Source organism: Streptomyces sp. NPDC088923, assembly GCF_044749745.1.
Classification (GTDB): Bacteria; Actinomycetota; Actinomycetes; order Streptomycetales; family Streptomycetaceae; genus Streptomyces.
In genome coordinates this window covers 146,492-169,146 of the sequence record NZ_JBIVIO010000002.1, presented here as the reverse complement: position 1 = coordinate 169,146, position 22,655 = coordinate 146,492, and the positions used below count along the sequence as shown (strand labels likewise).

At 72.7% G+C, this 22,655-nt stretch carries 23 protein-coding genes; 10 read left to right on the top strand and 13 right to left on the bottom strand.

What is annotated here, in order from left to right:
- Positions 1 to 69: 69 nt before the first annotated feature.
- Positions 70 to 822: an MBL fold metallo-hydrolase gene (locus tag ACIP4O_RS11875; protein WP_401574174.1), complete on the bottom strand. Its 753-nt coding sequence runs from the start codon at positions 820 to 822 to the stop codon at positions 70 to 72.
- Positions 823 to 1,168: 346 nt separating this feature from the next.
- Here ACIP4O_RS11875 and ACIP4O_RS11870 point away from each other — a divergent pair, with 346 nt between their 5' ends.
- A complete protein-coding gene (locus ACIP4O_RS11870; RefSeq protein WP_401574172.1) occupies positions 1,169 to 1,615 on the top strand; it encodes a type II toxin-antitoxin system PemK/MazF family toxin in 447 nt (148 codons plus the stop codon).
- Positions 1,616 to 1,758: 143 nt separating this feature from the next.
- On the opposite strand, the gene ACIP4O_RS11865 is transcribed toward ACIP4O_RS11870, so the two are convergent.
- From ACIP4O_RS11865 to ACIP4O_RS11845, 5 genes are all read right to left on the bottom strand, one after another.
- Positions 1,759 to 2,709: a PLP-dependent cysteine synthase family protein gene (locus ACIP4O_RS11865; RefSeq protein ID WP_401574170.1), complete on the bottom strand. Its 951-nt coding sequence runs from the start codon at positions 2,707 to 2,709 to the stop codon at positions 1,759 to 1,761.
- A complete protein-coding gene (locus ACIP4O_RS11860; protein WP_401574168.1) occupies positions 2,709 to 2,987 on the bottom strand; it encodes a MoaD/ThiS family protein in 279 nt (92 codons plus the stop codon). The genes ACIP4O_RS11865 and ACIP4O_RS11860 overlap by 1 nt, the downstream gene beginning before the upstream one ends.
- 121 nt (positions 2,988 to 3,108) lie before the next feature.
- Positions 3,109 to 3,213 carry a putative leader peptide gene (locus tag ACIP4O_RS11855; RefSeq protein WP_010295339.1) on the bottom strand — a complete coding sequence of 35 codons (105 nt, stop codon included), beginning with the start codon at positions 3,211 to 3,213 and terminating at the stop codon, positions 3,109 to 3,111.
- 136 nt (positions 3,214 to 3,349) lie between these two features.
- Complete coding sequence (locus tag ACIP4O_RS11850) at positions 3,350 to 3,772, bottom strand: Mov34/MPN/PAD-1 family protein (RefSeq protein WP_164286086.1); 423 nt, start codon at positions 3,770 to 3,772, stop codon at positions 3,350 to 3,352.
- Positions 3,773 to 3,863: 91 nt separating this feature from the next.
- Positions 3,864 to 5,348, bottom strand: coding sequence for an amino acid permease (locus tag ACIP4O_RS11845; protein ID WP_401574165.1), 1,485 nt, complete (start codon positions 5,346 to 5,348; stop codon positions 3,864 to 3,866).
- Between the two features lie 308 nt (positions 5,349 to 5,656).
- Between ACIP4O_RS11845 and ACIP4O_RS11840 the strand changes: the two genes are divergently transcribed.
- Positions 5,657 to 6,670, top strand: coding sequence for an SDR family NAD(P)-dependent oxidoreductase (locus tag ACIP4O_RS11840; RefSeq protein ID WP_401574162.1), 1,014 nt, complete (start codon positions 5,657 to 5,659; stop codon positions 6,668 to 6,670).
- 93 nt (positions 6,671 to 6,763) lie between these two features.
- Here the strand turns inward: ACIP4O_RS11840 and ACIP4O_RS11835 are convergent, their stop codons facing one another.
- The gene (locus ACIP4O_RS11835) at positions 6,764 to 7,351 is read right to left on the bottom strand and encodes a DUF2017 domain-containing protein (protein WP_164287908.1); all 588 of its coding nucleotides are present in this window, start codon (positions 7,349 to 7,351) and stop codon (positions 6,764 to 6,766) included.
- A complete protein-coding gene (gene clpS, locus ACIP4O_RS11830) occupies positions 7,351 to 7,641 on the bottom strand; it encodes an ATP-dependent Clp protease adapter ClpS (protein WP_031001208.1) in 291 nt (96 codons plus the stop codon). Before clpS ends, ACIP4O_RS11835 begins: the two co-directional genes overlap by 1 nt.
- Before the next feature lie 237 nt (positions 7,642 to 7,878).
- On the opposite strand from clpS, the gene ACIP4O_RS11825 reads away from it, so the two are divergent.
- The gene (locus tag ACIP4O_RS11825) at positions 7,879 to 9,228 is read left to right on the top strand and encodes a nicotinate phosphoribosyltransferase (RefSeq protein WP_401574160.1); all 1,350 of its coding nucleotides are present in this window, start codon (positions 7,879 to 7,881) and stop codon (positions 9,226 to 9,228) included.
- A 148-nt stretch (positions 9,229 to 9,376) separates the two neighbouring features.
- Positions 9,377 to 9,961, top strand: coding sequence for a nicotinamidase (locus ACIP4O_RS11820; protein WP_361332205.1), 585 nt, complete (start codon positions 9,377 to 9,379; stop codon positions 9,959 to 9,961).
- A 68-nt stretch (positions 9,962 to 10,029) separates the two neighbouring features.
- Here ACIP4O_RS11820 and ACIP4O_RS11815 read toward each other — a convergent pair whose 3' ends face one another.
- Positions 10,030 to 10,419: a hypothetical protein gene (locus ACIP4O_RS11815; protein ID WP_401574157.1), complete on the bottom strand. Its 390-nt coding sequence runs from the start codon at positions 10,417 to 10,419 to the stop codon at positions 10,030 to 10,032.
- 115 nt (positions 10,420 to 10,534) lie between these two features.
- Positions 10,535 to 12,904 (bottom strand): immune inhibitor A domain-containing protein, encoded by a 2,370-nt coding sequence (locus ACIP4O_RS11810; RefSeq protein WP_401574155.1) that lies wholly within the window; start codon positions 12,902 to 12,904, stop codon positions 10,535 to 10,537.
- A 368-nt stretch (positions 12,905 to 13,272) separates the two neighbouring features.
- On the opposite strand from ACIP4O_RS11810, the gene ACIP4O_RS11805 reads away from it, so the two are divergent.
- Positions 13,273 to 13,521 carry a hypothetical protein gene (locus ACIP4O_RS11805; protein WP_401574153.1) on the top strand — a complete coding sequence of 83 codons (249 nt, stop codon included), beginning with the start codon at positions 13,273 to 13,275 and terminating at the stop codon, positions 13,519 to 13,521.
- 9 nt (positions 13,522 to 13,530) lie between these two features.
- On the opposite strand, the gene ACIP4O_RS11800 is transcribed toward ACIP4O_RS11805, so the two are convergent.
- Both ACIP4O_RS11800 and ACIP4O_RS11795 read right to left on the bottom strand, forming a co-directional pair.
- Positions 13,531 to 14,424: an RDD family protein gene (locus ACIP4O_RS11800; RefSeq protein WP_401574151.1), complete on the bottom strand. Its 894-nt coding sequence runs from the start codon at positions 14,422 to 14,424 to the stop codon at positions 13,531 to 13,533.
- 57 nt (positions 14,425 to 14,481) lie between these two features.
- Positions 14,482 to 16,512, bottom strand: a complete 2,031-nt coding sequence (locus ACIP4O_RS11795; RefSeq protein ID WP_401574149.1) for an RDD family protein — start codon at positions 16,510 to 16,512, stop codon at positions 14,482 to 14,484.
- Positions 16,513 to 16,725: 213 nt separating this feature from the next.
- Here ACIP4O_RS11795 and ACIP4O_RS11790 point away from each other — a divergent pair, with 213 nt between their 5' ends.
- Entirely contained in the window at positions 16,726 to 17,205 is a 480-nt protein-coding gene (locus ACIP4O_RS11790; protein ID WP_361332217.1) for an SsgA family sporulation/cell division regulator, read from the top strand.
- Between the two features lie 107 nt (positions 17,206 to 17,312).
- Here ACIP4O_RS11790 and ACIP4O_RS11785 read toward each other — a convergent pair whose 3' ends face one another.
- Positions 17,313 to 18,704, bottom strand: coding sequence for an FAD-binding oxidoreductase (locus tag ACIP4O_RS11785; protein WP_401574147.1), 1,392 nt, complete (start codon positions 18,702 to 18,704; stop codon positions 17,313 to 17,315).
- A gap of 137 nt (positions 18,705 to 18,841) precedes the next feature.
- Between ACIP4O_RS11785 and ACIP4O_RS11780 the strand changes: the two genes are divergently transcribed.
- From ACIP4O_RS11780 to ACIP4O_RS11765, 4 genes are all read left to right on the top strand, one after another.
- On the top strand, positions 18,842 to 19,315 hold the full coding sequence (locus ACIP4O_RS11780; protein WP_164287929.1) for an Lrp/AsnC family transcriptional regulator: 474 nt from the start codon (positions 18,842 to 18,844) through the stop codon (positions 19,313 to 19,315).
- A 165-nt stretch (positions 19,316 to 19,480) separates the two neighbouring features.
- Positions 19,481 to 20,128, top strand: a complete 648-nt coding sequence (locus tag ACIP4O_RS11775) for an ABC transporter permease (RefSeq protein WP_401574144.1) — start codon at positions 19,481 to 19,483, stop codon at positions 20,126 to 20,128.
- Complete coding sequence (locus ACIP4O_RS11770; RefSeq protein WP_401574142.1) at positions 20,121 to 21,641, top strand: ABC transporter ATP-binding protein; 1,521 nt, start codon at positions 20,121 to 20,123, stop codon at positions 21,639 to 21,641. Before ACIP4O_RS11775 ends, ACIP4O_RS11770 begins: the two co-directional genes overlap by 8 nt.
- Positions 21,638 to 22,648, top strand: coding sequence for an ABC transporter permease (locus ACIP4O_RS11765; RefSeq protein WP_401574140.1), 1,011 nt, complete (start codon positions 21,638 to 21,640; stop codon positions 22,646 to 22,648). The genes ACIP4O_RS11770 and ACIP4O_RS11765 overlap by 4 nt, the downstream gene beginning before the upstream one ends.
- The last annotated feature ends 7 nt before the right edge of the window (positions 22,649 to 22,655 follow it).

Sequence of the window (22,655 nt, the reverse complement as noted above, 5' to 3'; positions counted from 1 at the left end):
GTACGAGTACGGGGCGGCCCACGGTGGGGCGGCCCCGTACCCGTACCGGCGCCGTGCGGTCCCCGCCGTTCAGACCTCGTACACCGCGCCCGTGTGCGCCAGCTCGACCGGGCCTTCGTAGACCTCGCGGGCGGCCGTCAGGTTGAGGTGGGGGTCGGTCCACGGGGGGATGTGGGTGAGGACGAGGCGGCGGGCGCCCGCGCGCTGGGCGCTCTCGCCGGCCTCGCGGCCGTTGAGGTGGAGGTCGGGGATGTCCTCCTTGCCGTCGGTGAAGGCGGCTTCGCACAGGAACAGGTCGCTGTCGGCGGCGAGTTGGTCGAGTGCGGGGGCGGGGCCGGTGTCCCCGGAGTACGTGAGGGAGCGGCCCTCGTGCTCGACGCGGAAGCCGTACGCCTCGACCGGGTGGCGGACCTGCTCGGCGTGGAGCGTGAAGGGTCCGATGCGGAAGCTGCCCGGTTTGAGGGTGTGGAAGTCGAAGACCTCGGCCATCGCGGAACGCGTGGGGGTGTCGCCGTGTCCCGCGGTGAGGCGTTCCTCGGTGCCCTCGGGGCCGTAGACCGGCAGCGGCCCGGTGGTGAGGGGGTCGGCGTTGTAGTAGCGCACGACGAAGTACGCGCACATGTCGATGCAGTGATCGGCGTGCAGGTGACTGAGGACGACGGCGTCGAGTTCGTTCAGGCCGATGTGGCGCTGCAACTCGCCGAGGGCGCCATTGCCCATGTCGAGGAGCAGCCGGAAGCCGTCGGCCTCTACGAGGTAGCTGGAGCAGGGCGAGTCCACGGACGGGATCGAGCCCGAGCAGCCGACGACGGTGAGCTTCATGAAGCGGGAACCTCCGCGCGGACGGGGTGAGCGGGGTGCGGGTGCGATCCGTCGAGCGTACGGGGAGTGCCGGTGGGCGGCTTCACGCCTGCGGCGGGTTGTGGGAGAAGTCACCGGCAAGACCACCCGTGAGGGGTGGGGGGAATCCCCTAGGGGTGGCCCTTACATGCGGGGGTGCCCCCCTGGAGGCCACAACGGGCGGGATGGGTGGGGGGTTCCCGGGTGCGGGGATTCCGGGCGCGGGGATTCCGGGCGCGGGGATTCCGGATGCGAGGGCTCCCGCACAACGGTCCCCGCCGGACCCCAGGACGCCGGTCGGCCGGTCCGCGCGGGTACGGTCGCCGGTATGGGTGTGTCGTGGTGGTGGCTGCTTGCCGGTGTGGTGGTGCTCGGGCTGCTCGTGTCGCTCGTCGACGCGTGGGGGCGCAGTGACCGGGGGCCTCGGGGGCGGCGGCGTCCGCCGCGGGGGTCCGGCGGGGCGCGGGTGCGGGAGCCGCGGCCGGGCGAGATCTGGTGGGCGCTGGTGCCGTTCGAGGACGGGCCGGGGGCGAAGGACCGGCCGTGCCTGGTGCTGTCGGTGGGGCCGCGCGCGGCGCGGGTCATGAAGATCACGAGCCGTCAGCACCCGGAGCGGGGCGGGGTCGTGGCGCTGCCGGCCGGTGCGGTGGACGATCGCGAGGGGCGGCGCAGCTACCTGGAGACCGGGGAGCGGCGGAAGGTGCCGCTGCGGGATTTCCGGCGCCGGGCGGGTGCGGTGGACGCGGGGGTGTGGGAGCGGGTGCGGAAGGGGTGAAGGGGGCTCAGCCCTACTGAGGGCGGTCTCTTGGATCGCCCGGCTACAAGGGCGCCGGGGGCCCCACACGAATATGGGAGCCGGGTGGAGGAAGGGGCGGGGCTCCCCCGAGCTGAGCCCCGCCCCGCGCGCGGTCGCGCCCCTCAGGCCCAGAGCTGTCCCTGCAGGGTCGCGATCGCCTCTTCCGTCGTCGGTGCCGTGTAGACGCCGGTCGAGAGGTACTTCCAGCCGCCGTCCGCCACGACGAAGGCGATGTCGGCCTCCTCGCCCGCCGTGACGGCCTTCTTGCCCATGCCGATGGCCGCGTGGAGCGCCGCGCCGGTGGAGATGCCCGCGAAGATGCCTTCCTCCTGGAGGAGTTGGCGGGTGCGGGTGACGGCGTCGGCGGAGCCGACGGAGAAGCGGGTGGTGAGCACGCTCTCGTCGTACAGCTCGGGGACGAAGCCCTCGTCGAGGTTGCGGAGGCCGTAGACGAGGTCGTCGTAGCGGGGTTCGGCGGCGACGATCCTCACGTCCGGCTTGTGCTCGCGCAGGTAGCGGCCGACGCCCATGAGGGTGCCCGTCGTGCCGAGCCCGGCGACGAAGTGGGTGACCGAGGGGAGGTCGGCGAGCAGTTCGGGGCCCGTCGTGGCGTAGTGGGCGCCCGCGTTGTCCGGGTTCCCGTACTGGTAGAGCATGACCCAGTCGGGGTGCTCGGCCGCGAGGTCCTTGGCGACCCGCACGGCGGTGTTGGAGCCGCCGGCGGCGGGGCTGGAGATGATCTCCGCGCCCCACATGGCGAGCAGGTCGCGCCGTTCCTGGCTGGTGTTCTCGGGCATGACGCAGACCATGCGGTAGCCCTTGAGCTTGGCGGCCATGGCGAGCGAGATGCCGGTGTTGCCGCTCGTGGGCTCCAGGATCGTGCAGCCCGGTGTGAGGCGCCCGTCCTTCTCGGCCCGCTCGACCATGTGGAGCGCGGGCCGGTCCTTGACGGACCCCGTGGGGTTGCGGTCCTCCAGCTTTGCCCACAGGCGCACGCCCTCCCCCGGCGAGAGCCGGGGGAGCTGGACGAGCGGGGTGTTGCCGACAGCGGCGAGAGCGCTCTCGTACCGCATCAGCGGGCGCCGCCGGCGACGGCGGGGAGGATCGTGACGCTGTCGCCGTCGCTGAGCTTGGTGCTGATGCCGTCGAGGAAGCGGACGTCCTCGTCGTTGAGGTAGACGTTGACGAAGCGGCGGAGCTTGCCGCCGTCGACGATGCGCTCCTGGATGCCGGCGTGGCGGCTGTCGAGGTCGGCGAAGAGCTCGGCGAGCGTGTCCCCGCTGCCCTCGACGGCCTTGGCGCCGTCGGTGTAGGTGCGGAGGATGGTCGGGATGCGGACCTCGATGGCCATGGCGGTCTCCTTTTCGGGAGGTCGTGGGCGCGCGGGGGCGCCTCGTTGCGGCGGTACGGGGATGGGGCGCCGTGGCGCGTGCGCCCGCGGGCAGGGGCGGCGCGCGCGGGGGATTCAGCGCTCAGCGCGGACAGAGCGCGCCGGCGACGCGGCAGAGGTCGACGTGGCGCCGCGCCGTGAGCAGCGGGGTGCCCGGCTCCTGAGTACGCACGTCGAGGTCAACCATGCGGTCATCGTAACGATTCCCGGCCCGATACCCGGAGGGGTGTCCCGAGGCGCGGACGCCCGGCGTTCACATGCTGGAGCGAGGGGGGCGTCTCGCGCCCGTACCGCCCACCCCGGTGCTCCCCCCGCCCCGCCCCTCAGTAGGCCGCGACGACCTTCACGTCCTCCTCCGTGACCACGCCGTCCACGATGCGGTACGAGCGGAACTGGAAGGGGCCCGCCTCGTCGGTGTCGGCGGTGGAGACGAGGACGTAGTGGGCGCCCGGCTCGTTGGCGTAGGAGATGTCCGTGCGCGAGGGATACGCCTCGGTCGCGGTGTGCGAGTGGTAGACGATCACGGGTTCCTCGTCGCGGTCGTCGAGGTCGCGGTAGAGGCGGAGCAGGTCGCCGGAGTCGAACTCGTAGAAGGTGGGCGAGCGGGCCGCGTTGAGCATGGGGACGAAGCGCTCGGGGCGGTCGCTGCCCGCCGGTCCCGCGACGATCCCGCACGCCTCGTCGGGGTGGTCCGCGCGCGCGTGGGCGACGATCCGGTCGTACAGCTCCTGGGTGAGGGTCAGCATGGGGGCCAGCCTAGACGGGCCGTACGCGCGTACAGGTGGGCCTGTCCCGGTCCGTGGGACGGGCCCGCCCGGCAGCTGGACGCCCGGACGTTCAGGCTTCGGCGGGGGCCGTCTCCTCGGGGTCAGCGGGGCCGTCCTGCTGTCGTACGGGGCGTGCGTACGGGGCGCGGGCGAGGTGGACGCGGTAGGCGCCGACGAGGAGCGCGCCCCAGACGGGCGCCGCGTAGAGGGCGATGCGGGCGTCCTTGTCGAAGCCCATGAGGACGAGGACGAAGAGGAGGAAGGCGAGGGCGAACAGGCTCGTGAAGGGGGCGCCGGGGGCGGGGAAGGGGGAGGTGGGGAGTTCGCCGCGCTCGGCCTTGCGGCGGTAGCGGAGCTGGCAGAGCAGGATCATGATCCACGCCCAGACGCCGCAGATGGTGGCCAGCGACATGACGTACTGGAACGCCTTGCCCGGCCACTGGTAGTTGATCCACACGCCGACGAGCATGAGGGCGGCGGAGAAGGCGGTGCCGAGGAGCGGGGTGCCGGTGCGGGTGAGGCGGGCGAAGAGGGTGGGGCCCTGGCGGTTGAGGGAGAGGTCGCGGAGCATGCGGCCCGTCGAGTACATGCCGGAGTTGCAGGAGGAGAGCGCGGCGGTGAGGACGACGAAGTTGACGACGGCCGCGCCGACGCCGAGGCCCATCTGCTCGAAGGCGGCGACGAACGGCGAGACGTTCGGCTGGAACTTCTTCCAGGGGACGACGGACAGGATCATGATCAGCGCGCCGATGTAGAAGACGGCGATGCGCCAGGGGACGGTGTTGATCGCCTTGGGGAGGTTCTTCTCGGGGTTCTCGGACTCGCCCGCCGTGACACCGACGAGTTCGACGGCGAGGAAGGCGAACATGACGATCTGGAGCGTCATGAGGGTGCCGCCCAGTCCGTGCGGGAAGAGCCCGCCGTCGTCCCACAGGTGGGCGACGCTCGCGCTCTGCCCCGCGTCGGAGAAGCCGAGGGTGAGGATGCCGAGGCAGATGAGGATCATGCCGACGATCGCGGTGACCTTGACCATCGAGAACCAGAACTCCAGCTCGCCGAAGAGCCGCACGGAGATGAGGTTCACGCCGAAGAGGAGGACGGTGAAGGCGAGCGAGGAGGCCCACTGCGGGATCGCCCACCAGAACGTCATGTACTTGGCGGCGGCGGTGACCTCGGTGATGCCGGTGATGACCCAGCCGAGCCAGTAGGTCCAGCCCGTGACGAAGCCGAAGAAGGGGCCGAGGAACTCGCGCGCGTACTCGGCGAAGGAACCGGAGACGGGGCGGTAGAGGAGGAGTTCGCCGAGCGCCCGCATGATGAAGTAGATGACGAGCCCGGCCACCGCGTAGGCGAGGACCAGGCTCGGGCCCGCCTTCGAGATGGCGGTTCCGGCGCCGAGGAAGAGGCCGGTGCCGATCGCGCCGCCGATGGCGATCATCTGGATCTGCCGCGCGCCCAGCGCCCGGTGGTAGCCCTCGCCGCTCTCCGTCCTCGCGGCCGCCTCCACGGGCTCCGCCGGCTCTTCGCCGGGTGTGCCGATCTGCGTGGACGTCATGTGTCGCGCCTCTCTCCCGGTGAGGAGATCAGATAACCACTTTGTGCGCATAAGGCGTGACAGGACGGGAGGCGCGGCACTCGTACGCGTGAAGGCGCGGCACTCGTCCGCGTGAAAGAGCCCGCGTCGGGAGTGGCCCCGGCCGGGTGCGGGGAGGGGGCCGCCGTCTCGTGGCACCGGGGCGGTGTACGGCGCGGGGATGCGGAGCGGGCCGCGGCGGGTCACGGTTGAGGGGGCGGGCGCGGGGAACTCCCCGTGGACCGTCGCCCGCGTACCCGCGGCTTCCCGTCGACTGCCCGGAGGTCCCCATGCCCCGCTCCCCCCGTCCGGCCCGCTCCCCCCGTCCGGCCCGCTCCCCCCGGCTCGGCGGCCTCTCGGCCGTGGTCACCGGAGGCTCGCGCGGCCTCGGGCTGCTGATCGGTCAGGAGCTGGCCCGGCAGGGCTGCGTGGTGACGCTCGCCGCGCGGGACGGGGACGAGCTGGAGCGGGCGGCGGCGCGGCTGCGGGAGCGGACCGGGGCGACCGTGCGGGTCGCGGTGTGCGACGTACGCGAGCAGGCGGCGGTACGGGAACTGCTGCGGGCGACGCACGCGCGCGACGGGCTCGACGTGGTCGTCGCGAACGCGGGAGTCATCCAGGTGGCGCCGGTCGCGGCGGTGGGCGCCGAGGAGTTCGGCGACGCGATGGACGTGATGTTCGGCGGGGCGCTGCACACGGCGCTGGAGGCGCTGCCCTACCTGCGGGAGAGCCGGGGCAGGCTGGCGCTCATCGGCTCGGTGGGCGGCCTGTTGGGGGTGCCGCACCTGCTGCCGTACTCGTGCGCGAAGGCGGCGGTGGGGGCGCTCGCGGAGGGGCTGCGCGCGGAGACGACGGCGGACGGGGTGAGTGTGACGGCGGTGCACCCGGGGCTCATGCGGACCGGTTCGCACCGACAGGCGGAGTTCGGGGGCGATACGGGGGCCGAGTTCGGCTGGTTCAGCGCGGCGGCGGGGGCGCCGCTGCTGTCGATGGACGCGGAGCGGGCGGCGCGGCGGATCGTGGCCGCGGTCGCGCGGCGGCGCGCCCGGCTCGTCCTGACCCCGGCGGCGAAGGCCGCGCAGCTCACGCACGGGATCGCGCCGGGGCTCACGACGCGGCTGACGGCCGTGGGCGCGCGCCTGCTGCCCTCGACCGAGGGGCGCGGCCCACTGCGCCAGGGGCACGAGGCGGGCGAGCCCCGGCACGCGGTGGCCCGTCGGCTGCGCGCGTGGGGCAGCGCGCTCAACGACCGCGCGGTGAAGCGCGCGAACCAGGAGCGGCCCGGGCCGCGGACGAGTTCCTGAGACGTGCCGCCGCGCCTCACCGGTCACCCCGTCAGGGGAGCAGCGCCTCGCCGGTCACCCCATGAGGGCAGCAGCACCCCGCCGGTCACCTCGTCAGGGCAGCAAGGTCTCCACGAGCGTCTCCTGGAGGCCCCCCAGCCACAGGTACGCCATGACCATCGGTTTGCGCGGGTCGCTGTCCGGGAGCTCGTAGAGGAGTTCCGTGTCGCCCTCGGCCTTGATGTCGAGGCGGGTGGAGAGGGCGAGGCGGAGGTCGTTGAGGGTGCGCAGCCAGGTCTGGGCGGCGAGGCCGGCGAGCTGGAGGCGGGCGTTGCCGCGGGCGTCGGTGCGCAGGGAGTCGAGGGTGCGGACGACGGCGAGGGCGTCCTCGCGCTTGCGGGCGCGCAGGTCGTTCTCGGTGTAGCGGCGGAACTCGGCGGAGGCGGCGTGGAGTTCGGGGCCCTCGTCCTCGCCGGGGCGGGTGTAGGCGTCGGGGAAGAGGCGGCGCAGCACCGGGTCGGACGGGGGCTTGCTGGGGCCTTCGGCGAAGAGGCCCGCGAGCGGGTCGTCGTCGTCACCGCCGGGCCCCGGGCCGACGAGTTCGAGGAGTTGCACGGCGAGCGAGCGGATGATGCTGGTCTCGACGGTGTCGAGGGTGACCTCGGCGGCGCCGTCCGGGGTGCGTTCGAAGAGGCCGGGCATCAGTCGCGGTCCTGCTGGAGCGTCGCCCACAGTCCGTAGCCGTGCATCGCCTGCACGTCGCGTTCCATCTCCTCGCGGCTGCCGCTGGAGACGACGGCGCGTCCCTTGTTGTGCACGTCGAGCATCAGCTTGGTGGCCTTGTCCTTGGAGTAGCCGAAGTACGACTGGAAGACGTACGTCACGTAGCTCATCAGGTTGACGGGGTCGTTGTGGACGAGCGTGATCCACGGGAGATCCGGCTCCGTCACCGCGAAGGACTCGGCCTCGGCGTCGGGCCGCTCCACCTCCATCGGGGCGGGGGACGCCAGTCGGGCCGCCGGACGGGCGGCACCGCGCCCTGATGCGGGGGCGGCGGGCGAAGGGGCTGGGGAGACGGACGACACACTCACGGGGGCCATGCTGCCACTGTCCGGGGCCCGTCGCACGAACGGCCCCTTCGGGGCCGCGCGGTCACGCCCCGTACCGGCGTGACCCAAGCCACCCCCAGAAATCGTCAGAGTGACGCTAACTGGGGTAGCATCCCCCGTATGAACACAGCGGACCTTGGCCTGCCGGTGGACGTCCCGTCGACAGCGCTCTTCACGGATCACTACGAGCTGACGATGCTCCAGGCCGCGCGGGCCAACGGCACGGCCGAGCGCCCCTGCGTCTTCGAGGTCTTCACGCGCCGCCTGCCCGAGGGGCGCAGGTACGGGGTCGTGGCGGGCACCGGGCGCGTGCTCGACGCGGTCGCGAACTTCCGTTTCGACGCGGACCAGCTGGAGTACCTGCGCGCGCACCGGGTGGTCGACGAGGACACCCTCGCCTGGCTCGCGGAGTACCGCTTCTCGGGCGACATCTGGGGCTACCCCGAGGGCGAGGTGTACTTCCCCGGCTCCCCCGTGCTGCGCGTCGAGGGCACGTTCGCGGAGTGCGTGCTCCTGGAGACGGTGATCCTCTCGATCCTCAACCACGACTCGGCGATCGCCGCGGCGGCCTCGCGGATGTCCTCCGCCGCCGGGGGCCGCCCGCTCATCGAGATGGGCGCGCGCCGCACCCACGAACTGGCCGCCGTCGCCGCCTCGCGCGCCGCGTGGATCGGCGGTTTCTCCACGACGTCCGACCTCGCCGCCGGATACCGGTACGGCATCCCGACGACCGGCACGAGCGCGCACGCCTTCACCCTCGTCCACGACGACGAGCGCGCCGCCTTCGAGGCGCAGGTGGCCTCGATGGGCCCGGACACGACGCTGCTGGTCGACACGTACGACGTCGAGAACGCGGTCCGCACGGCGGTCGAGGTCGCGGGACCCGGGCTGGGCGCGGTACGGATCGACTCGGGCGACCTGCTCCTCGTCGCCCACCGCGTACGCGACCAGCTCGACGCGCTCGGCGCGCGGGACACGCGGATCGTCGTCACCTCGGACCTGGACGAGTACGCGATCGCCTCGCTCGCCGCCGCGCCGGTCGACGCCTACGGGGTGGGTACGCAGCTCGTCGTGGGCAGCGGCCACCCGACGTGCTCGATGGTCTACAAGCTCGTCGCCCGCGCCCGTTCCACGGAGCGCGGCGCGCCCCTGGAGCCGGTCGCGAAGCGCTCGGTGGGGGGCAAGGCGTCCGTCGCGGGCCGCAAGTGGGCGGCGCGGCGCAGGGACGCGGCGGGGATCGCCGAGGCCGAGGTCGTCGGTACGGGCGAGGTGCCGGACGCGCTGAGCGCGGACCTGCTCCTCGTGCCGCTCGTGACGAAGGGCGAGGTCGTGGGCCGCGAGCCGATGAGCGCGGCCCGGGACCGGCACAAGGCGGCGCTGGAGGGACTGCCGCTCTCGGCGACACAGCTCTCCCGCGGCGAACCGGTGATCCCGACGGAGTACCACTTGCACCACACGGCCACAAACTAAGCTCCTCCGGGGGTACCTCCCGGCCGGAGGCTGGGGGAGATTGAGGAGCGGGGTGTGGGGCAGAGCCCCACCACGGCCCGCCGCAAGAACGCCGCACCGCCCCCGCCCGCCTCGCCCGCCCCGCCCGCAGAAAGCGAAGGATTCCGCCATGGCCACCGCCTTGATCGTCGTCGACGTCCAGAACGACTTCTGCGAGGGCGGCAGCCTCGCGGTCAGCGGCGGGGCCGACGTGGCCGCGGCCGTCACCGAGCTGATCACCCAGGGGGCCCGCTTCGATCACGTCGTCGCGACGCGGGACGCGCACATCAACCCCGGCAACCACTTCTCGCGCAACCCCGACTTCGTCCGCTCCTGGCCGCCGCACTGCGTGCAGGGCACCGAGGGCATCGGCTTCCACCCCAATCTCGCGCCCGCGGTCGCCTCGGGCGCCATCGAGGCGGTCTTCGACAAGGGCGCCTACGAGGCCGCGTACAGCGGTTTCGAGGGCGCGGACGAGAACGGCGCGTCGCTCGCGGACTGGCTGCGGGCGCACGACGTGGACACGGTGGACGTGGTGGGCCTCGCGACGGACCACTGCGTGCGCGCCACGGCGCTCGACGCGGCGAAGGAGGGCTTCCGCACCCGGGTCCTGCTCGGCCTGACGGCCGGGGTCGCGCGCGAGACGACGGACCGGGCGCTGACCGAGCTGCGCGAGGCGGGGGTCGAGCTGAACGGGGAGCCGGTGGTGGCCTGAGCGCGCCCGGAGCCGGGACGGGCGGCCCGCCTCGCGTCCAGCGCGAGCATGACAACCCGATACGGGTGTCAGGCCGCCCGTCCCCCCAGCTCCGCCCCCAGGGCGCTCTGCGGGCGCAGGAGCGCCGCTATGGGGTGCCACAGCTCGTACGGGTCGTCCGGGGCCGCACGCCACAGGAGTCCCTCGGGGTGGTGCAGAACGGCGGTGATCTCGTCGGGGGTCGGCGGCGCGACGTTGCCGCGCAGGTAGACGGCGCGCAGGCCGAGGTTGCGCAGCCGCGTCAGGGCGCGGGAACGGTTCTTCGCGCGGACGAGCACGCGGACGCTGGCACCGGCGCCACGGGGCGCCCCGGAACCCGTGAGCCCCGCGCCCGCACACCCCGCGCCCGCGGGTCTGGGCAGGGTCAGGGCGACGATCACATCGCCGCCCGGCAACACGCAGTAACCACTTCCGGTCATCGTTGTCACACCCCCGTAAGACGTCGTGTCAATAAGGACCGCATGGAGGCATCTAAACGCGATCGGCCGCCGCCCGCTAGAGGGCGACGGCCGATCATGCTCTGACCTGCGGTGATTACTTCTTCAGTGTGGCGCGGTCCACGTGCACGGTGATCGTCGAGCCGCTGAGCGGCTGGCTCAGGATCGAGATCGTCGTGTTGGTGTCAGTAATGTTCACGCTCCCGGTGGGGTTCGCCGGGTCGTAGTAGGTGTTGCGGTGGTCGTCGAAGATCGGCACGCCGAGCTTCGCCTTGATCTTGGTGGCGACCCCGTCCTTGTGGAGGGTGAAGCCCGCCGAGGGGTACCACGAGAACGCGGCGTCGTAGGGCTGGACGCGGTTGCGCATCACGGTGCCGTCCGCCCACTTCTCGGCCTTCGGGTGGGCGTCCACGGGAAGGATGAGGCCCTCGCCCGGGTGGGCGGTGGTGTTGTTGTCCGCCTGCGAGGTGTCCCACTTCCAGATCACGAGACCCGGGTTGTAGGAGAAGTGCTCGACCCAGTCGGGACGGGTGCTCGGCCAGCCGAAGTTGTACGGGCCGGTCTTGAGCGTCGTGTCGTACGAGACGTACTGGCGGTTCTCGGCGATGTAGTACTGCGCGTAGTCCTTGGTGAAGGACTCGCCGACGCGGCTGAAGCCCTTGGCGGTCCAGCCGTTGTCACCGTTCTCGACGTCGTCGCTCAGCAGCTCCGAGCCGTCCGCGACGACCTTGATGTCGTCGGCGGTGAAGCCCTTCTTCGCCAGTCCGCCGTCCGTGAGGTAGCGGAAGCGGATGTCGATCTTCTTGCCCGCGTAGGCGTCGAGCGGGTACGAGAGGTCCTGGTACGCGCCGGAGGGGCCGGTGAGCGCGGGCTTGTCGCTGCCGTCGCGCGGGAGGGCCTTGCCGTTCGCGGTGCCCTCCAGGGGCTCCCAGTTCGCGCCGCCGTCCGTGCTGGCCTCGGCGTACAGGAAGTCGTACTCGGCCTCGATGTCCCACCAGCCCTTGAGGTCCAGGGACGCGGCGGACTTGCCGGTGAGGTCGACCGAGCGGCTCAGCGTGTTGTTCAGGTTGTCGCCGCTGCCGGACCACCACTGGTTCGCGCCGCTCGCGGGCTTGACGATGGTCGTGGTCACCTCCTTGTCGGGGAGATTGACGACGAGGCCCTGCTTGTCCTTCGTGTTGTACTCGGCGACGCCCAGCTTGGTCGTCGAGCTCTTCGCGGCGTTCGCGGTGCCGTAGTTGAGCCAGCCGAGCTGGAGCTTGTCCCAGGCGTTCATGTCGCCGGGCAGGTCGCCGATCGCGTCCTTGCCGCGGCCGAGCCAGGAACCGGAGGACATGAGCGACCAGTACGCCACGGAGTTGTCGCCCGTGTTCGTCGTGTCGTAGAGGTCGGGCAGGCCCAGGTCGTGGCCGTACTCGTGCGCGAAGACGCCGAGGCCGCCGTTCTCGGGCTGCATCGTGTAGTCGCCGACCCAGATGCCGGTGTCACCGACCTGCGTACCGCCGGCCTTGTTCTCGGCCGGGCCCGTGCGGCCCTGGTCGGTGCCGTACGCGTACCAGCGGTGCGCCCAGAGCGCGTCCTCGCCCTGGACGCCGCCGCCCGCGGACTCGTCCTCACCGGCGTGGACGATCTGGAAGTGGTCGATGTAGCCGTCCGGCTCGTTGAAGTCGCCGTCGCCGTCGTAGTCGTAGCGGTCCCACTGGTCGAACTGCGCCAGGTCCGCCTTGATGTCGGCCGCCGACTTGCCGGCCGCCTTCTCGTCGGAGACCCACTGGGTGACACCGTCGCGCACGAGGTCCCAGGCGGTGGAGCAGGTGGAGGCGCCGCACTTGTTGCTGCCGTAACGGGCCTCGTTGGACTTGACCTTGACCCAGTCCGTGACCTCGCCCTCGACCGAGTAGCGGCCCGAGGACTGCTTCTCGTAGTACTTCTTCATCGACTGGACGTTGTCGTCCTTGGAGTCGGAGAAGTACAGGTCCTGGTAGTGCTGCTGGTTGAAGTCCGGCTGCCAGTCCGTCGAGTTGTTGTTCTTCGGGTCGGGCTCGGCGATCTGGTTGTGCAGCGGGCCCGGCTGGCCACCGTACGACGGGTCGACGTCGTCGCCGAACTCCACGAGGATCGTGAAGATCTTGTCCGTCTTCTCGCGGCCCAGCTCGACGTACTTGCCCTTGTCGAGCTTGAGGACCTTCGAGCCGTCGCGCTCGGTGGCCTTCTTCTTGCCCGTCAGAAGCTGGTTGAGCGCCTCCTGGCGCTGCGCGTCCTGCTTCTCGCTGAAGGGGCCCTCAAGGTTGTGCTCGGCGCCCTTCTTGCCGAGGGCCGGGTCACGGCGCTCGATCTTCTGGCCGTCCTTGCTGCCCACCTGACCGTCGGCGGCCTGTGCGACCCCGAACGACGCGGCGGTGGCGCCGATCAGGCCGGTCGCCACGGTGACGGCGGCCGCTCTGAGGGCTCTCCGTTGTCTGCTCACCTGTGCGCTGTCCTCCCCGGAAGCGGGTCCCGGTGTCGGGTGACGGGACGTCACTCGTTCCGACGAATCCCGGAACACACGTGCGGATACACGTGGTTCGCTATTCGACCGGAGAGGCGGAAGAAAAACCAGATCTTGACGCGGAGGCGGCACGTGCGTTACTGCTCGCACACGTTCCGCACAGAAAGGACATGGGTGGGCGGGGAGCCGCGGCGGCCGGCTCACGCGGAAGCGTGAATCCATGCGCCCCCCGTGCCCCGACGCCTCCCCGCCCACCGCGCTTACCGCGGGACCCGTTGGGAATGGACGCCGTGAGAGCCCCCGTACGGCGGGCTCGTGCCCTCGTACCCGTCACAGGACGGTCCCTCATGTCACGTCCGCGCCTCGCCCAACTCGCCAGCGGTTCCGCGACCGTGCTCCTCACGGTGCTGCTCGTCCTGCTCCTGTCCGGGACCACGTCGACCGCCTGGATCGCGCTCACGTGCGTGGCCGCGCTCGCCCTCGGTGTCGCGGTCGCCTACGCCCTGCGCCCGCAGGCCCCGCACGTGCCACCCGCCGCCCGGCCGCCTTCCGCGGTCCCGGCCGCCAGGCCCACCGCCTCCTCGTACCCCCGCTGAGCGACCCGCTCAGACCACGACCACCACGGTCTTCGCCGCCTTGTCGTGCAGGCCCTGTTTGTAGGGGCGGTCGATGAACGACCAGCCTCCGCAGATCGCGGTCCACACACAGGCGCAGCAGAAGGCGAAGGGCAGCCACAGCACGGCGGCCCGCACGAGGAGCGTGCGCGTGTCCGGGGTCAGCCCGTTGTCGAGCCTGGCCACGCGCAGGTTCATGAGGCGCTTGCCGAGCGTCTGCCCGCGCCGCTGGCTCAGGAGCACGTCGTAGCCGATGTAGAGGATCGCCGCGACGAAGGACTGGCCGATCGAGCGGCCCGCGTCGGCGTGGTCGAAGTCCGTCTCCGAGACGCGGAAGAGCAGCGTCAGCAGGTAGACGACGATGCCGACGAGCACCATGTCGATGACCCGCGCGAGGACGCGTTTTCCGCTCGGCGCGAGCGGCGCCATGCCCGCGAGCGGGTCACCGGGCGGCCCGTCCGGCCCACCGGGGTAGGGACCGTAGGGGCCGCCGGGGTACGGACCGTAGGGGTTCTGGCCCTGCCCGCCGGACGGGCCCTGCCCGCCGTAGGGGTTGTTCGGGTCGCCGCCGTACGGGTTTCCGGGGCCGTTCCCGTACGGGTCTCTCGCCTCGTTCCCGGGCCCGCTCGCACCGCCCGGCGGGGGCGGGTTCGCGCCGCCGTACGGGGGCGGCGTATTGCCCGTGGGGCGCTCGTACGGGGGCTGCGCGGCGCCCGGCGGGTCGTACGGGGAGCCCGCGCGGCCCTCGTCCGCGGCGGGCCGCTCGCCGTCCGGCGGGTCGTAGGGGGAGCCGCCGCCGTGGCCTGCGGGGGGCTGCCGCTTGCGGAAGGGGTCGTCCTCGCCCGGGCGGTCCTCGTCGTCGGGCGGAGGCGGTGCGCTCGTCATGTCCCGAGTCGAGCGCGGGAGGCGGGGCCCTGCCACGGGACGTGGGCCGGTCGGACCTCAGCGGGCCACGAAAGTATGAGCCGCCTTGTCGTGCCAGCACTGCCGCCAGGGCCGGTCGAAACACGCCCACAGCACGCCCACCGCTCCGATCCCGAGCAGCCCCGGGACCGCGTAGACGAGCCAGCGGCGCAGCGCGGCGGCGAAGCCGGGCGGCTCGTGCTCCTCGATGTCGCGCACCCGCAGGCCGAGCAGCTTCTTGCCGAGCGTACGGCCGAACCGGGCGGTCGGCAGCGCCTCGTAGAGGAGACCGAGGACGAGGAGGACGCCGACGGAGGCGAGCAGACAGCTCACGGTCGTCGTGTCGACGAGCCAGACCTCGACGGTCTCGCCGCTCAGCTTCGCCGCGTCGACCTTCGCCTGTACGTGGTCGGCGGCGCGGCTCGCGAGCGGGACCACCGCCGCCCCGGTGAGCGCGCCGAGCAGCAGGCTGTCCACGATCCGCGCGAGGAGCCGCCGCCCGAGCCCGGCGGGCCGCGCCGCCGCCTGCCGCCGCGCGGCGGCGGTGAACGGGTCCTCGCGGACGGGCTTGAAGGGAGTGGCTGGGGCGCTGCCCTCGCTGCCCGGGGCGGCGGGGTGGGCGGGTTGGGCGAGGGCGGAGACCTGGGCGGCCCAGGAGCGGGCGGGAGGGGGAGCGGGGGTGGGGGTGGGGATGGGGATGGGAGCGGGAGAAGGTTCTGGGGCGGGAGGGGACGCGGGGGTGTCCCTTAGGGGGCGGTCGAACGCTTCACCTAGGGGTTCGGTGGGCCCCCCGGTGGGCCCAACGCGCGAGGCGGGGGCGGGGTTCCCGAGGGGGGCGGGGTTCCCGAGGGGGGCGGGGTTCCCGAGGGGGGCGGGGGCGGGGTTCCCGAGGGGGGCGGGGTTCCCGAGGGGGGCGGGGTTCCCGAGGGGGGCGGGGTTCCCGGTGGCGCCGGGGACCTGGCTCCCAGGGGCGCCGGGGACCTGGTTCCCGGGATGACCACTGCCGTGGTTCCCCGTCGCGTCCGCGTACCCGGACGCCCCCGGTGAGTACGCCGCAGGCGGGGCCTCCTGCTCCGCGAGGCGGGCCGCCCGGGCCCGCACCGTGTCGTCCATGCCCGCCGGCTTGCCGAAGGCGACGCCGCCCCGCGCGGACGCACCTGACGCGGAGCCGCCCGGCTCGAAGGCCCCGGGCTCGGAGCCGCCCGCCTCGAAGCCGCCCGGTTCGTCCGTACCGTTCTCGGGGTTCGCGCCGGGACCCCCGGCCCACTGCCGCCCCTGCCCCCACTCCCCCGCCGCCCCGCCACCGCTCCTCGGGCGCATCGACAGCGTCCCCTGGCCGCCCGTCGTGGGACCACCGGCCGACGGAAGGGCGGGATACGCGCCGGGCGCGTCGAGCGCGCGCCGCTCCCCGGGCCCCGTACCACCGCCGGGCGCCGCGCCATCGACGCCCGCCCCGGCAACGCCCGCGCCCTGCCCCTGCCCCTGCCCCTGCCCCTGATAGGGCGTCACCTGACCCTGTGGGCGCAGGCTCACCGTGCCCGTGCCCTCCGGGCGGGGGTGTGCGGGCTGGGGGCGGACGGGTTCGAGCGGGGGGCGGGGGTCGTACGTCGGCTGCGGCGTGTCGCGGTAGGGGTTCGGCTCGCCGGTGGACTCCGGGGAGGCGGCGGGGTGCGGGACGCGGGGGTCGTTGCCCTGCTCGGGTCCGGTGCCCCAGGAGACGCGCGGGGACCGGCCCTGCGGAGGGTGCGCGTCCCAAGGGCCGGGCTCCTGGGGCGGGTTGGTCGGCTCGGGGCCGTAGAGGACGGGCGAGGTGGCGGTACGGGGGCCGTCGAAGAAGAGGGGGCCGGTCTCCTCGGGAGCGGCCGCGGCCGGGGCGGGCGGCGGCTGTGCGGCCTGGCGCGGGTAGCCGGGGGGCGGGGCCGGGACCGAACCGTCGGCGGGCGCGGGGCGGCTGGTGCCGGGGACCCACCCCGTACCGCTCCAGTAGCGCAGGTAGCCGGGGATGGAGGGATCGGGGTAGTACCCCTCGCCGGGGTACGCGTCGCCTGCTGCCGGAGTGGGGGCGCTCATCGTCCGCTCGTCCCGTATCTGCTCGGTGAGTGGGGTGGGCGTCCACATTTACCAGAACTCGGGCGTGTTGCGGGCCGGTCCGGCGGAGGTGGGGGCAATCCCGGCGGTTGAGCAAAAATCTTTCCGCAACCCGCGTAATGCTGTGCTGCGACCGCCCTCTCTCCCGGTACGGGCCTGTAGGTGGGCCGTCGCAGAGGCAGAAAGGGACCAGCCGTGGCGCACTCCGTCGTGGAACGTGAACTCGAACTCCAGCTCCTCGTCTCGCCGGAACGCACCGTCGCGGTACCCGCACGGCTGACGTACCGCACGGACGACCCCTACGCCGTGCACATCCTCTTCCATCTCAACTCCGAGTCCCCGGTGGCGTGGACCTTCTCGCGCGAACTACTGATCGAAGGCGTGTTCCGGCCCTCGGGCCACGGCGACGTGCGGGTGTGGCCGGCGAAGGAGGACGGTCGCGAGACGGTACGGGTCGCGCTCACCTCGCCGGACGGCGAGGCGCTCATCCAGGCGCCCGCACTGCCGATGACGGCGTGGCTGGAGCGCACGCTGCGCGTCGTACCACCGGGAACGGAGGCCGAGTTGCTCGGCATCGAGGAGGGCCTGCGGCACCTGCTCGCGCCGATGCCGGTGGAGGAGTTGTGGCAGCGGGACCGCGATCCGTGGCGGGAGGAGGGGTACGAGAGCGAGTGAGCCGCCCGGACGCGGGGGCGGCGCGGGGGCGGTTCCCTGCGGGGCGCGGGGGCGGTTCCGTACCCGGGCGCGCGGCTGCGTACGCGTACCGCCGGTTCCCGCCCCGCCTACAGCACCTTGCCGGGGTTGAGGATGCCCAGCGGGTCGAGGGTGGCCTTGAGCGCGCGTTGTACCTCCAGGCCTGTCTCGCCCAACTCGCGGGCGAGCCACTCCTTCTTGAGGAGGCCGACGCCGTGCTCGCCGGTGATGGTGCCGCCGAGAGCGAGGCCGAGGGCCATGATCTCGTCGAAGGAGGCGCGGGCGCGGCGGGACTCGTCCTCGTCGGCGGCGTCGAAGCAGACGGTGGGGTGGGTGTTGCCGTCGCCTGCGTGGGCGCAGACGCCGATGGTCAACTCGTGTGCTCGTGCGATGCGTTCGACGCCTTCGAGGAGTTCGGCGAGGCGGGAGCGGGGCACGCAGACGTCGTCGATCATGGTGGTGCCCTTGACGGCTTCGAGGGCGACGAGCGACAACCTCCGTGCGGCGAGGAGGAGTTCCGACTCGGCGGGGGTCTCGGCGGGGACGACCTCGCTCGCGCCCGCCGCGCGGCACAGGGCCGCGACAGCGGCCAGGTCGGCCGCGGGTTCCGTGGTGTCGAAGGCGCAGAGGAGGAGGGCGGCGGTGGACTCGGAGAGGCCCATGCGGGCGTGCGCGTTGACGGCGCGGACGGTCGTGCGGTCCATGAGTTCGAGGAGGGACGGGGTGTGGCCGCCCGTCATGATCGCGTTGACGGCCGCGCAGGCGGCGGACGTTGTGCCGAACTCGGCGGCGAGGACGAGTCGCGGGGCGGGCGCGGGCTTGAGGGCGAGCACGGCCCGTACGACGATCCCGAGGCTGCCCTCGGAGCCGACGAAGAGCCGCGTGAGGTCGTACCCGGCGACGCCCTTGGCGGTGCGGCGCCCGGTGCGCAGGAGGCGGCCGTCGGCGAGGACGACGTCGAGCCCGAGGACGTATTCGGCGGTGACGCCGTACTTGACGCAGCACAGCCCGCCGGAGCCGGTCCCGATGTTCCCGCCGATCGTGCACATCTCCCAGCTCGACGGATCGGGCGGGTAGTTCAGTCCGTGCTCGGCGACGGCGCGCGAGAGCGCCGCGTTGATGACGCCGGGCTCGACGACGGCGACGCGCTCGACGGGATCGATCTCGACGATGCGGTCCATCTTGACGAGCGAGACGACGACGCACCCCTCGATCGCGTTCGCGGCCCCCGACAGCCCGCTGCGCGCGCCCTGCGGCACGACGGGCACGCGGTGCGCGGTCGCGGTCCGCATGACGTGCTGGACCTCTTCGACGGTACGCGGCAGCACCACGACGGCCGCGCGCCCGGCCGCGCAGAAGCTCGCCATGTCGTGCGCGTACGAGGCGATCACCTCGGGATCGTCGACGACGGCTCCGGCGGGCAGCCCGGCCCGGAGGTCGTCGAGAAGGGGGGAGGCGTCCTCGCTCAGCGGCTCGGTCATGATCCCCACAGTGGCACCGGGGAGCGCCGGGTGTGAAGACCCCGGGCTCTCGTCCACCTCGCACCTTGTCCGCCCCCGCCCCCGGATGACTGAATTGGCTCGCTCGCACTCGTCACCCGTTCGGCCGGGAGCCCTTCATGATCGACGCCCTCGACGCCCGTCTTCTGCTGCTGCTCGCGCGCGAGCCGCGGATCGGGGTGCTCGCCCTGTCGCGGCGGCTCGGGGTCGCGCGCGGGACGGCGCAGGCGCGGCTCGACCGCTTGCGGGCGCGGGGAGTGATCCGGGGGTTCGGTCCGGAGGTGGACCCGGCGGCGCTCGGGTACCCGGTGACGGCGTTCGCGACGCTGGAGATCCGGCAGGGGCGCGGGGAGCAGGTGCGGGCGCACCTCGCGCGGGTGCCCGAGGTGCTCGAACTGCACACGACGACGGGGCAGGGCGACATGCTGTGCCGCCTCGTGGCCCGGTCCAACGCCGATCTGCAGCGGGTCATCGACCAGGTCGTCGGTTTCGAGGGGATCGTACGGGCCTCGACGGCGATCGTCATGGAGAACCCCGTACCGCTGCGGGTCCTCCCGCTCATCGAGCAGGCCGCGCACGCCGCGCGGGAGTAGACCCGCCCCTCCCCCACGCCGCCTCGCCCCCGCGCCCGCCGGATGGCCGTACCCGGGGAGCGCGGTCCCGGCGCCGCCGCCACTGTGGAGCGGTACGGCACGTCCACGCACCGCCCCCGAGCGCGGTGGACCGGCCGGACGACGTCGGGAGTCAGGAGCGGTGGCGTGAATTTCTGGACCTATGTCGGCAACCGGCACGAGCAGTTGCTCTCGGACGCCTACCAGCACGCGAGCGCCGTCTTCCAGTGCATGGTGATCGCGACCGTCATCGGGGTGCTGATCGGCGTCTTCTGCTACCGCTCGGAGTGGGCGGGCAACCTCGCCACGACCGCGACGTCCACGATCCTCACCGTGCCCTCGCTCGCGCTCATCGGCCTGCTCGTGCCGATCGTCGGGCTCGGTGTCGCGCCCACGGTCATCTCGCTCGTGCTGTACGGGCTGCTGCCGATCGTCCGGAACGCGATCGTGGGCCTGCGCGGGGTCGACGCGACGCTCGTGGACGCCGCGAAGGGCATCGGGATGTCCCGTACCTCCCGGCTCCTGCGGGTCGAGCTGCCGCTCGCGTGGCCACCGATCCTCACCGGTATCCGCGTCTCCACCCAGATGCTCATGGGCATCGCCGCGATCGCCGCGTACGCGTCCGGGCCCGGGCTCGGTAACGAGATCTTCCGCGGCATCGCCTCGCTGGGCAGCAAGAACGCGCTCAACCAGGTCCTCGCCGGCACCGTCGGCATCGTCGTCCTCGCCCTGCTCTTCGACTTCGGCTACGTCCTGATCGGCAGGCTCACCATTCCGAGGGGTATCCGTGTCTGACGCCACCACACCGCCCTCGGGCGCCTCGGCGCCCTCAGCGAGCACCGCCCCGGACGCGCCAGGGACGGGCGACACGAGCGGGGCGACGATCGAGCTGGAGAACCTCACCAAGATCTACGCGGGCACCACCGTCCCCGCCGTCGAGAACGTGAGCCTGGAGATCAAGGCGGGCGAGACCGTCGTCTTCGTCGGCCCCTCGGGCGGCGGCAAGACGACGCTGCTCAAAATGATCAACCGGCTCATCGAACCGAGCAGCGGACGGATCAGGATCGGCGGCGAGGACGTCACCGACATGGACCCGGTGAAACTGCGGCGGAAGATCGGCTACGCGATCCAGTCGTCCGGTCTCTTCCCGCACCTGACCGTGGCGCAGAACATCGCGCTCGTGCCGAAGATGATCGGCTGGTCCAAGGGGCGCGTGAAGGACCGGGTCGAGGAGATGCTCGACCTGGTGGGGCTCGACCCGGCGGAGTTCCGCGGGCGTTATCCGCGGCAGCTCTCCGGCGGTCAGCAGCAGCGCGTGGGCGTCGCCCGCGCGCTCGCCGCCGACCCGCCCGTGCTGCTCATGGACGAGCCCTTCGGCGCCGTCGACCCGATCACGCGCGATCACCTCCAGGACGAACTGATCAGGCTTCAGCACGAACTGCACAAGACGATCGTCTTCGTGACGCACGACTTCGACGAGGCGATCAAGATCGGCGACCGGATCGCGGTGCTGCGTGATCGTTCGAAGATCGCTCAGTTCGATACCCCGGAGGCGATCCTGACCAATCCGGCGGACGACTTCGTCTCCGGCTTCGTCGGCGCGGGCGCGGCGCTCAAGCGCCTCAACCTCACCCGGGTACGGGACGTGGGGATCACCGACTGGCCGACCGTGTCCGTCGACGACCCGCTCCAGACCATTTTCGACAAGCTGCGTGAGGACGGGCGCACCGAACTGCTCATGCTCGACCGCCGCGAGCGCCCTTATAAGTGGCTCCGGCGCGGCGATCTCAGCCGCGCCAAGGGCTCGCTCTCGCGGGCCGGGGCGCTCGTGCAGGACACGGTGACGCGGGACGCGACCCTGCGCGACGCCCTGGAGGCGGTGCTCACGGACAACGCGGGCCGCGTCGCGGTGACCGGGCGGCGCGGCGAGTACGAGGGCGTCGTCGACATGCAGACCCTGATGAATTCGGTGCACGAACTGCTCGAAGAAGACCGGCTGGAGGCGATCGAGCACCGCCACGAGCTGGAGGAGATCCAGGAGGAGCAGGACCACGCGCACCACGGCCGGGTCACGGCGCTGGAGGCGGAGGAGGAAGGGGCGGGGGCCTCGGGCGGTACGGGGACGGGAGCGGGCGGTACGGGGGCGGGGGCGGCGCCCGGCGGGACGGGGACCGCGGCGCCCGACGGGTCGCCCGAGAACCCCGGCGGACTGCGGCCGGGCGGCTCGGCGGTCAGCGACGCGGGGCCGGAGACCGGGCGGGGCGAGTCGCGCCCCGATGACCCGCGCCGGGGCGGTGGGGCCGGATGAGCGAGCAGGACCCCCGGCGCCGCCCGCGCGATCCGGCCGAGGACCGCGAGACGGCACGCGGTCACGACCCGGCCCCCGAACGTCTCGCCCGTACCGCCACCAGGTACGAAGGCCCGCACCGCGCGCGCGGCGACGGCGGCCCTCAGGACGACGGGCGTGAGGACGACGGCCGGGACGGGCGTGAGGACGACGGCCGGGACGGGCGCGAGGGCGACGGCCCGCGCGACGAGCACGACGCGCCGCGCGGCGGCCGCGTCGAGCGCGCCACGCGCCGTATCGGCTGGCGCAAACTCACCTTCCTGCCCCTCGTGCTCGCGCTCGCGCTGCTCGGCACGTGGCTCTACTACGACACGGCGACGCTCGACGTCATCGCCCGCAACTCGCTCGGCGGCGGGAACATCTGGCTGCGGGTGCGCCAGCACATCCAGCTCACCGTCATCTCCACGTTCTTCGTGCTGGTCATCGCGATCCCGCTCGGCATCCTGCTCACCCGGCAGCGACTGCGCAAAGCCGCGCCCGTCGCGGTCGCCTTCGCCAACATCGGGCAGGCGACCCCGGCGCTCGGGCTCCTCGCGCTGCTCGTGATCTGGCTGGGCACGGGCGAGTTCCCCGCGCTCGTCGGCATCATCATCTACGCGATCCTGCCCGTCCTCTCGAACACGATCGCCGGCCTGCGCGCCAACGACCCGACGCTCCTCGAAGCCGCGCGCGGCATCGGCATGTCGCCGCTCATGGTGCTCGGCAGGGTCGAGCTGCCGCTCGCGGTGCCGCTGATCCTCTCGGGCGTGCGTACCGCGCTCGTGCTCAACGTCGGCACCGCGACCCTCGCGACGTTCGGTGGCGGCGGCGGGCTCGGCGACATCATCACGGCGGGCATCACCAACCAGCGCATGTCGGTCCTCGTGATCGGCTCGATCCTCACGATCGTGCTCGCCCTCCTCGTCGACTGGCTCGCCTCGCTGGCGGAACTGCTGCTGAGGCCGCGGGGACTGGAGGTCGGCTCATGAAGGCGGG

Coding starts and splice junctions, on each gene's coding strand:
- ACIP4O_RS11875 (WP_401574174.1), bottom strand. CDS start 822: ATGAAGCTCACCGTCGTCGGCTGCTCGGGCTCGATCCCGTCCGTGGAC.
- ACIP4O_RS11870 (WP_401574172.1), top strand. CDS start 1,169: ATGGGTGTGTCGTGGTGGTGGCTGCTTGCCGGTGTGGTGGTGCTCGGG.
- ACIP4O_RS11865 (WP_401574170.1), bottom strand. CDS start 2,709: ATGCGGTACGAGAGCGCTCTCGCCGCTGTCGGCAACACCCCGCTCGTC.
- ACIP4O_RS11860 (WP_401574168.1), bottom strand. CDS start 2,987: ATGGCCATCGAGGTCCGCATCCCGACCATCCTCCGCACCTACACCGAC.
- ACIP4O_RS11855 (WP_010295339.1), bottom strand. CDS start 3,213: ATGGTTGACCTCGACGTGCGTACTCAGGAGCCGGGCACCCCGCTGCTC.
- ACIP4O_RS11850 (WP_164286086.1), bottom strand. CDS start 3,772: ATGCTGACCCTCACCCAGGAGCTGTACGACCGGATCGTCGCCCACGCG.
- ACIP4O_RS11845 (WP_401574165.1), bottom strand. CDS start 5,348: ATGACGTCCACGCAGATCGGCACACCCGGCGAAGAGCCGGCGGAGCCC.
- ACIP4O_RS11840 (WP_401574162.1), top strand. CDS start 5,657: ATGCCCCGCTCCCCCCGTCCGGCCCGCTCCCCCCGTCCGGCCCGCTCC.
- ACIP4O_RS11835 (WP_164287908.1), bottom strand. CDS start 7,351: ATGCCCGGCCTCTTCGAACGCACCCCGGACGGCGCCGCCGAGGTCACC.
- clpS (WP_031001208.1), bottom strand. CDS start 7,641: ATGGAGGTGGAGCGGCCCGACGCCGAGGCCGAGTCCTTCGCGGTGACG.
- ACIP4O_RS11825 (WP_401574160.1), top strand. CDS start 7,879: ATGAACACAGCGGACCTTGGCCTGCCGGTGGACGTCCCGTCGACAGCG.
- ACIP4O_RS11820 (WP_361332205.1), top strand. CDS start 9,377: ATGGCCACCGCCTTGATCGTCGTCGACGTCCAGAACGACTTCTGCGAG.
- ACIP4O_RS11815 (WP_401574157.1), bottom strand. CDS start 10,419: ATGACCGGAAGTGGTTACTGCGTGTTGCCGGGCGGCGATGTGATCGTC.
- ACIP4O_RS11805 (WP_401574153.1), top strand. CDS start 13,273: ATGTCACGTCCGCGCCTCGCCCAACTCGCCAGCGGTTCCGCGACCGTG.
- ACIP4O_RS11800 (WP_401574151.1), bottom strand. CDS start 14,424: ATGACGAGCGCACCGCCTCCGCCCGACGACGAGGACCGCCCGGGCGAG.
- ACIP4O_RS11795 (WP_401574149.1), bottom strand. CDS start 16,512: ATGAGCGCCCCCACTCCGGCAGCAGGCGACGCGTACCCCGGCGAGGGG.
- ACIP4O_RS11785 (WP_401574147.1), bottom strand. CDS start 18,704: ATGACCGAGCCGCTGAGCGAGGACGCCTCCCCCCTTCTCGACGACCTC.
- ACIP4O_RS11780 (WP_164287929.1), top strand. CDS start 18,842: ATGATCGACGCCCTCGACGCCCGTCTTCTGCTGCTGCTCGCGCGCGAG.
- ACIP4O_RS11765 (WP_401574140.1), top strand. CDS start 21,638: ATGAGCGAGCAGGACCCCCGGCGCCGCCCGCGCGATCCGGCCGAGGAC.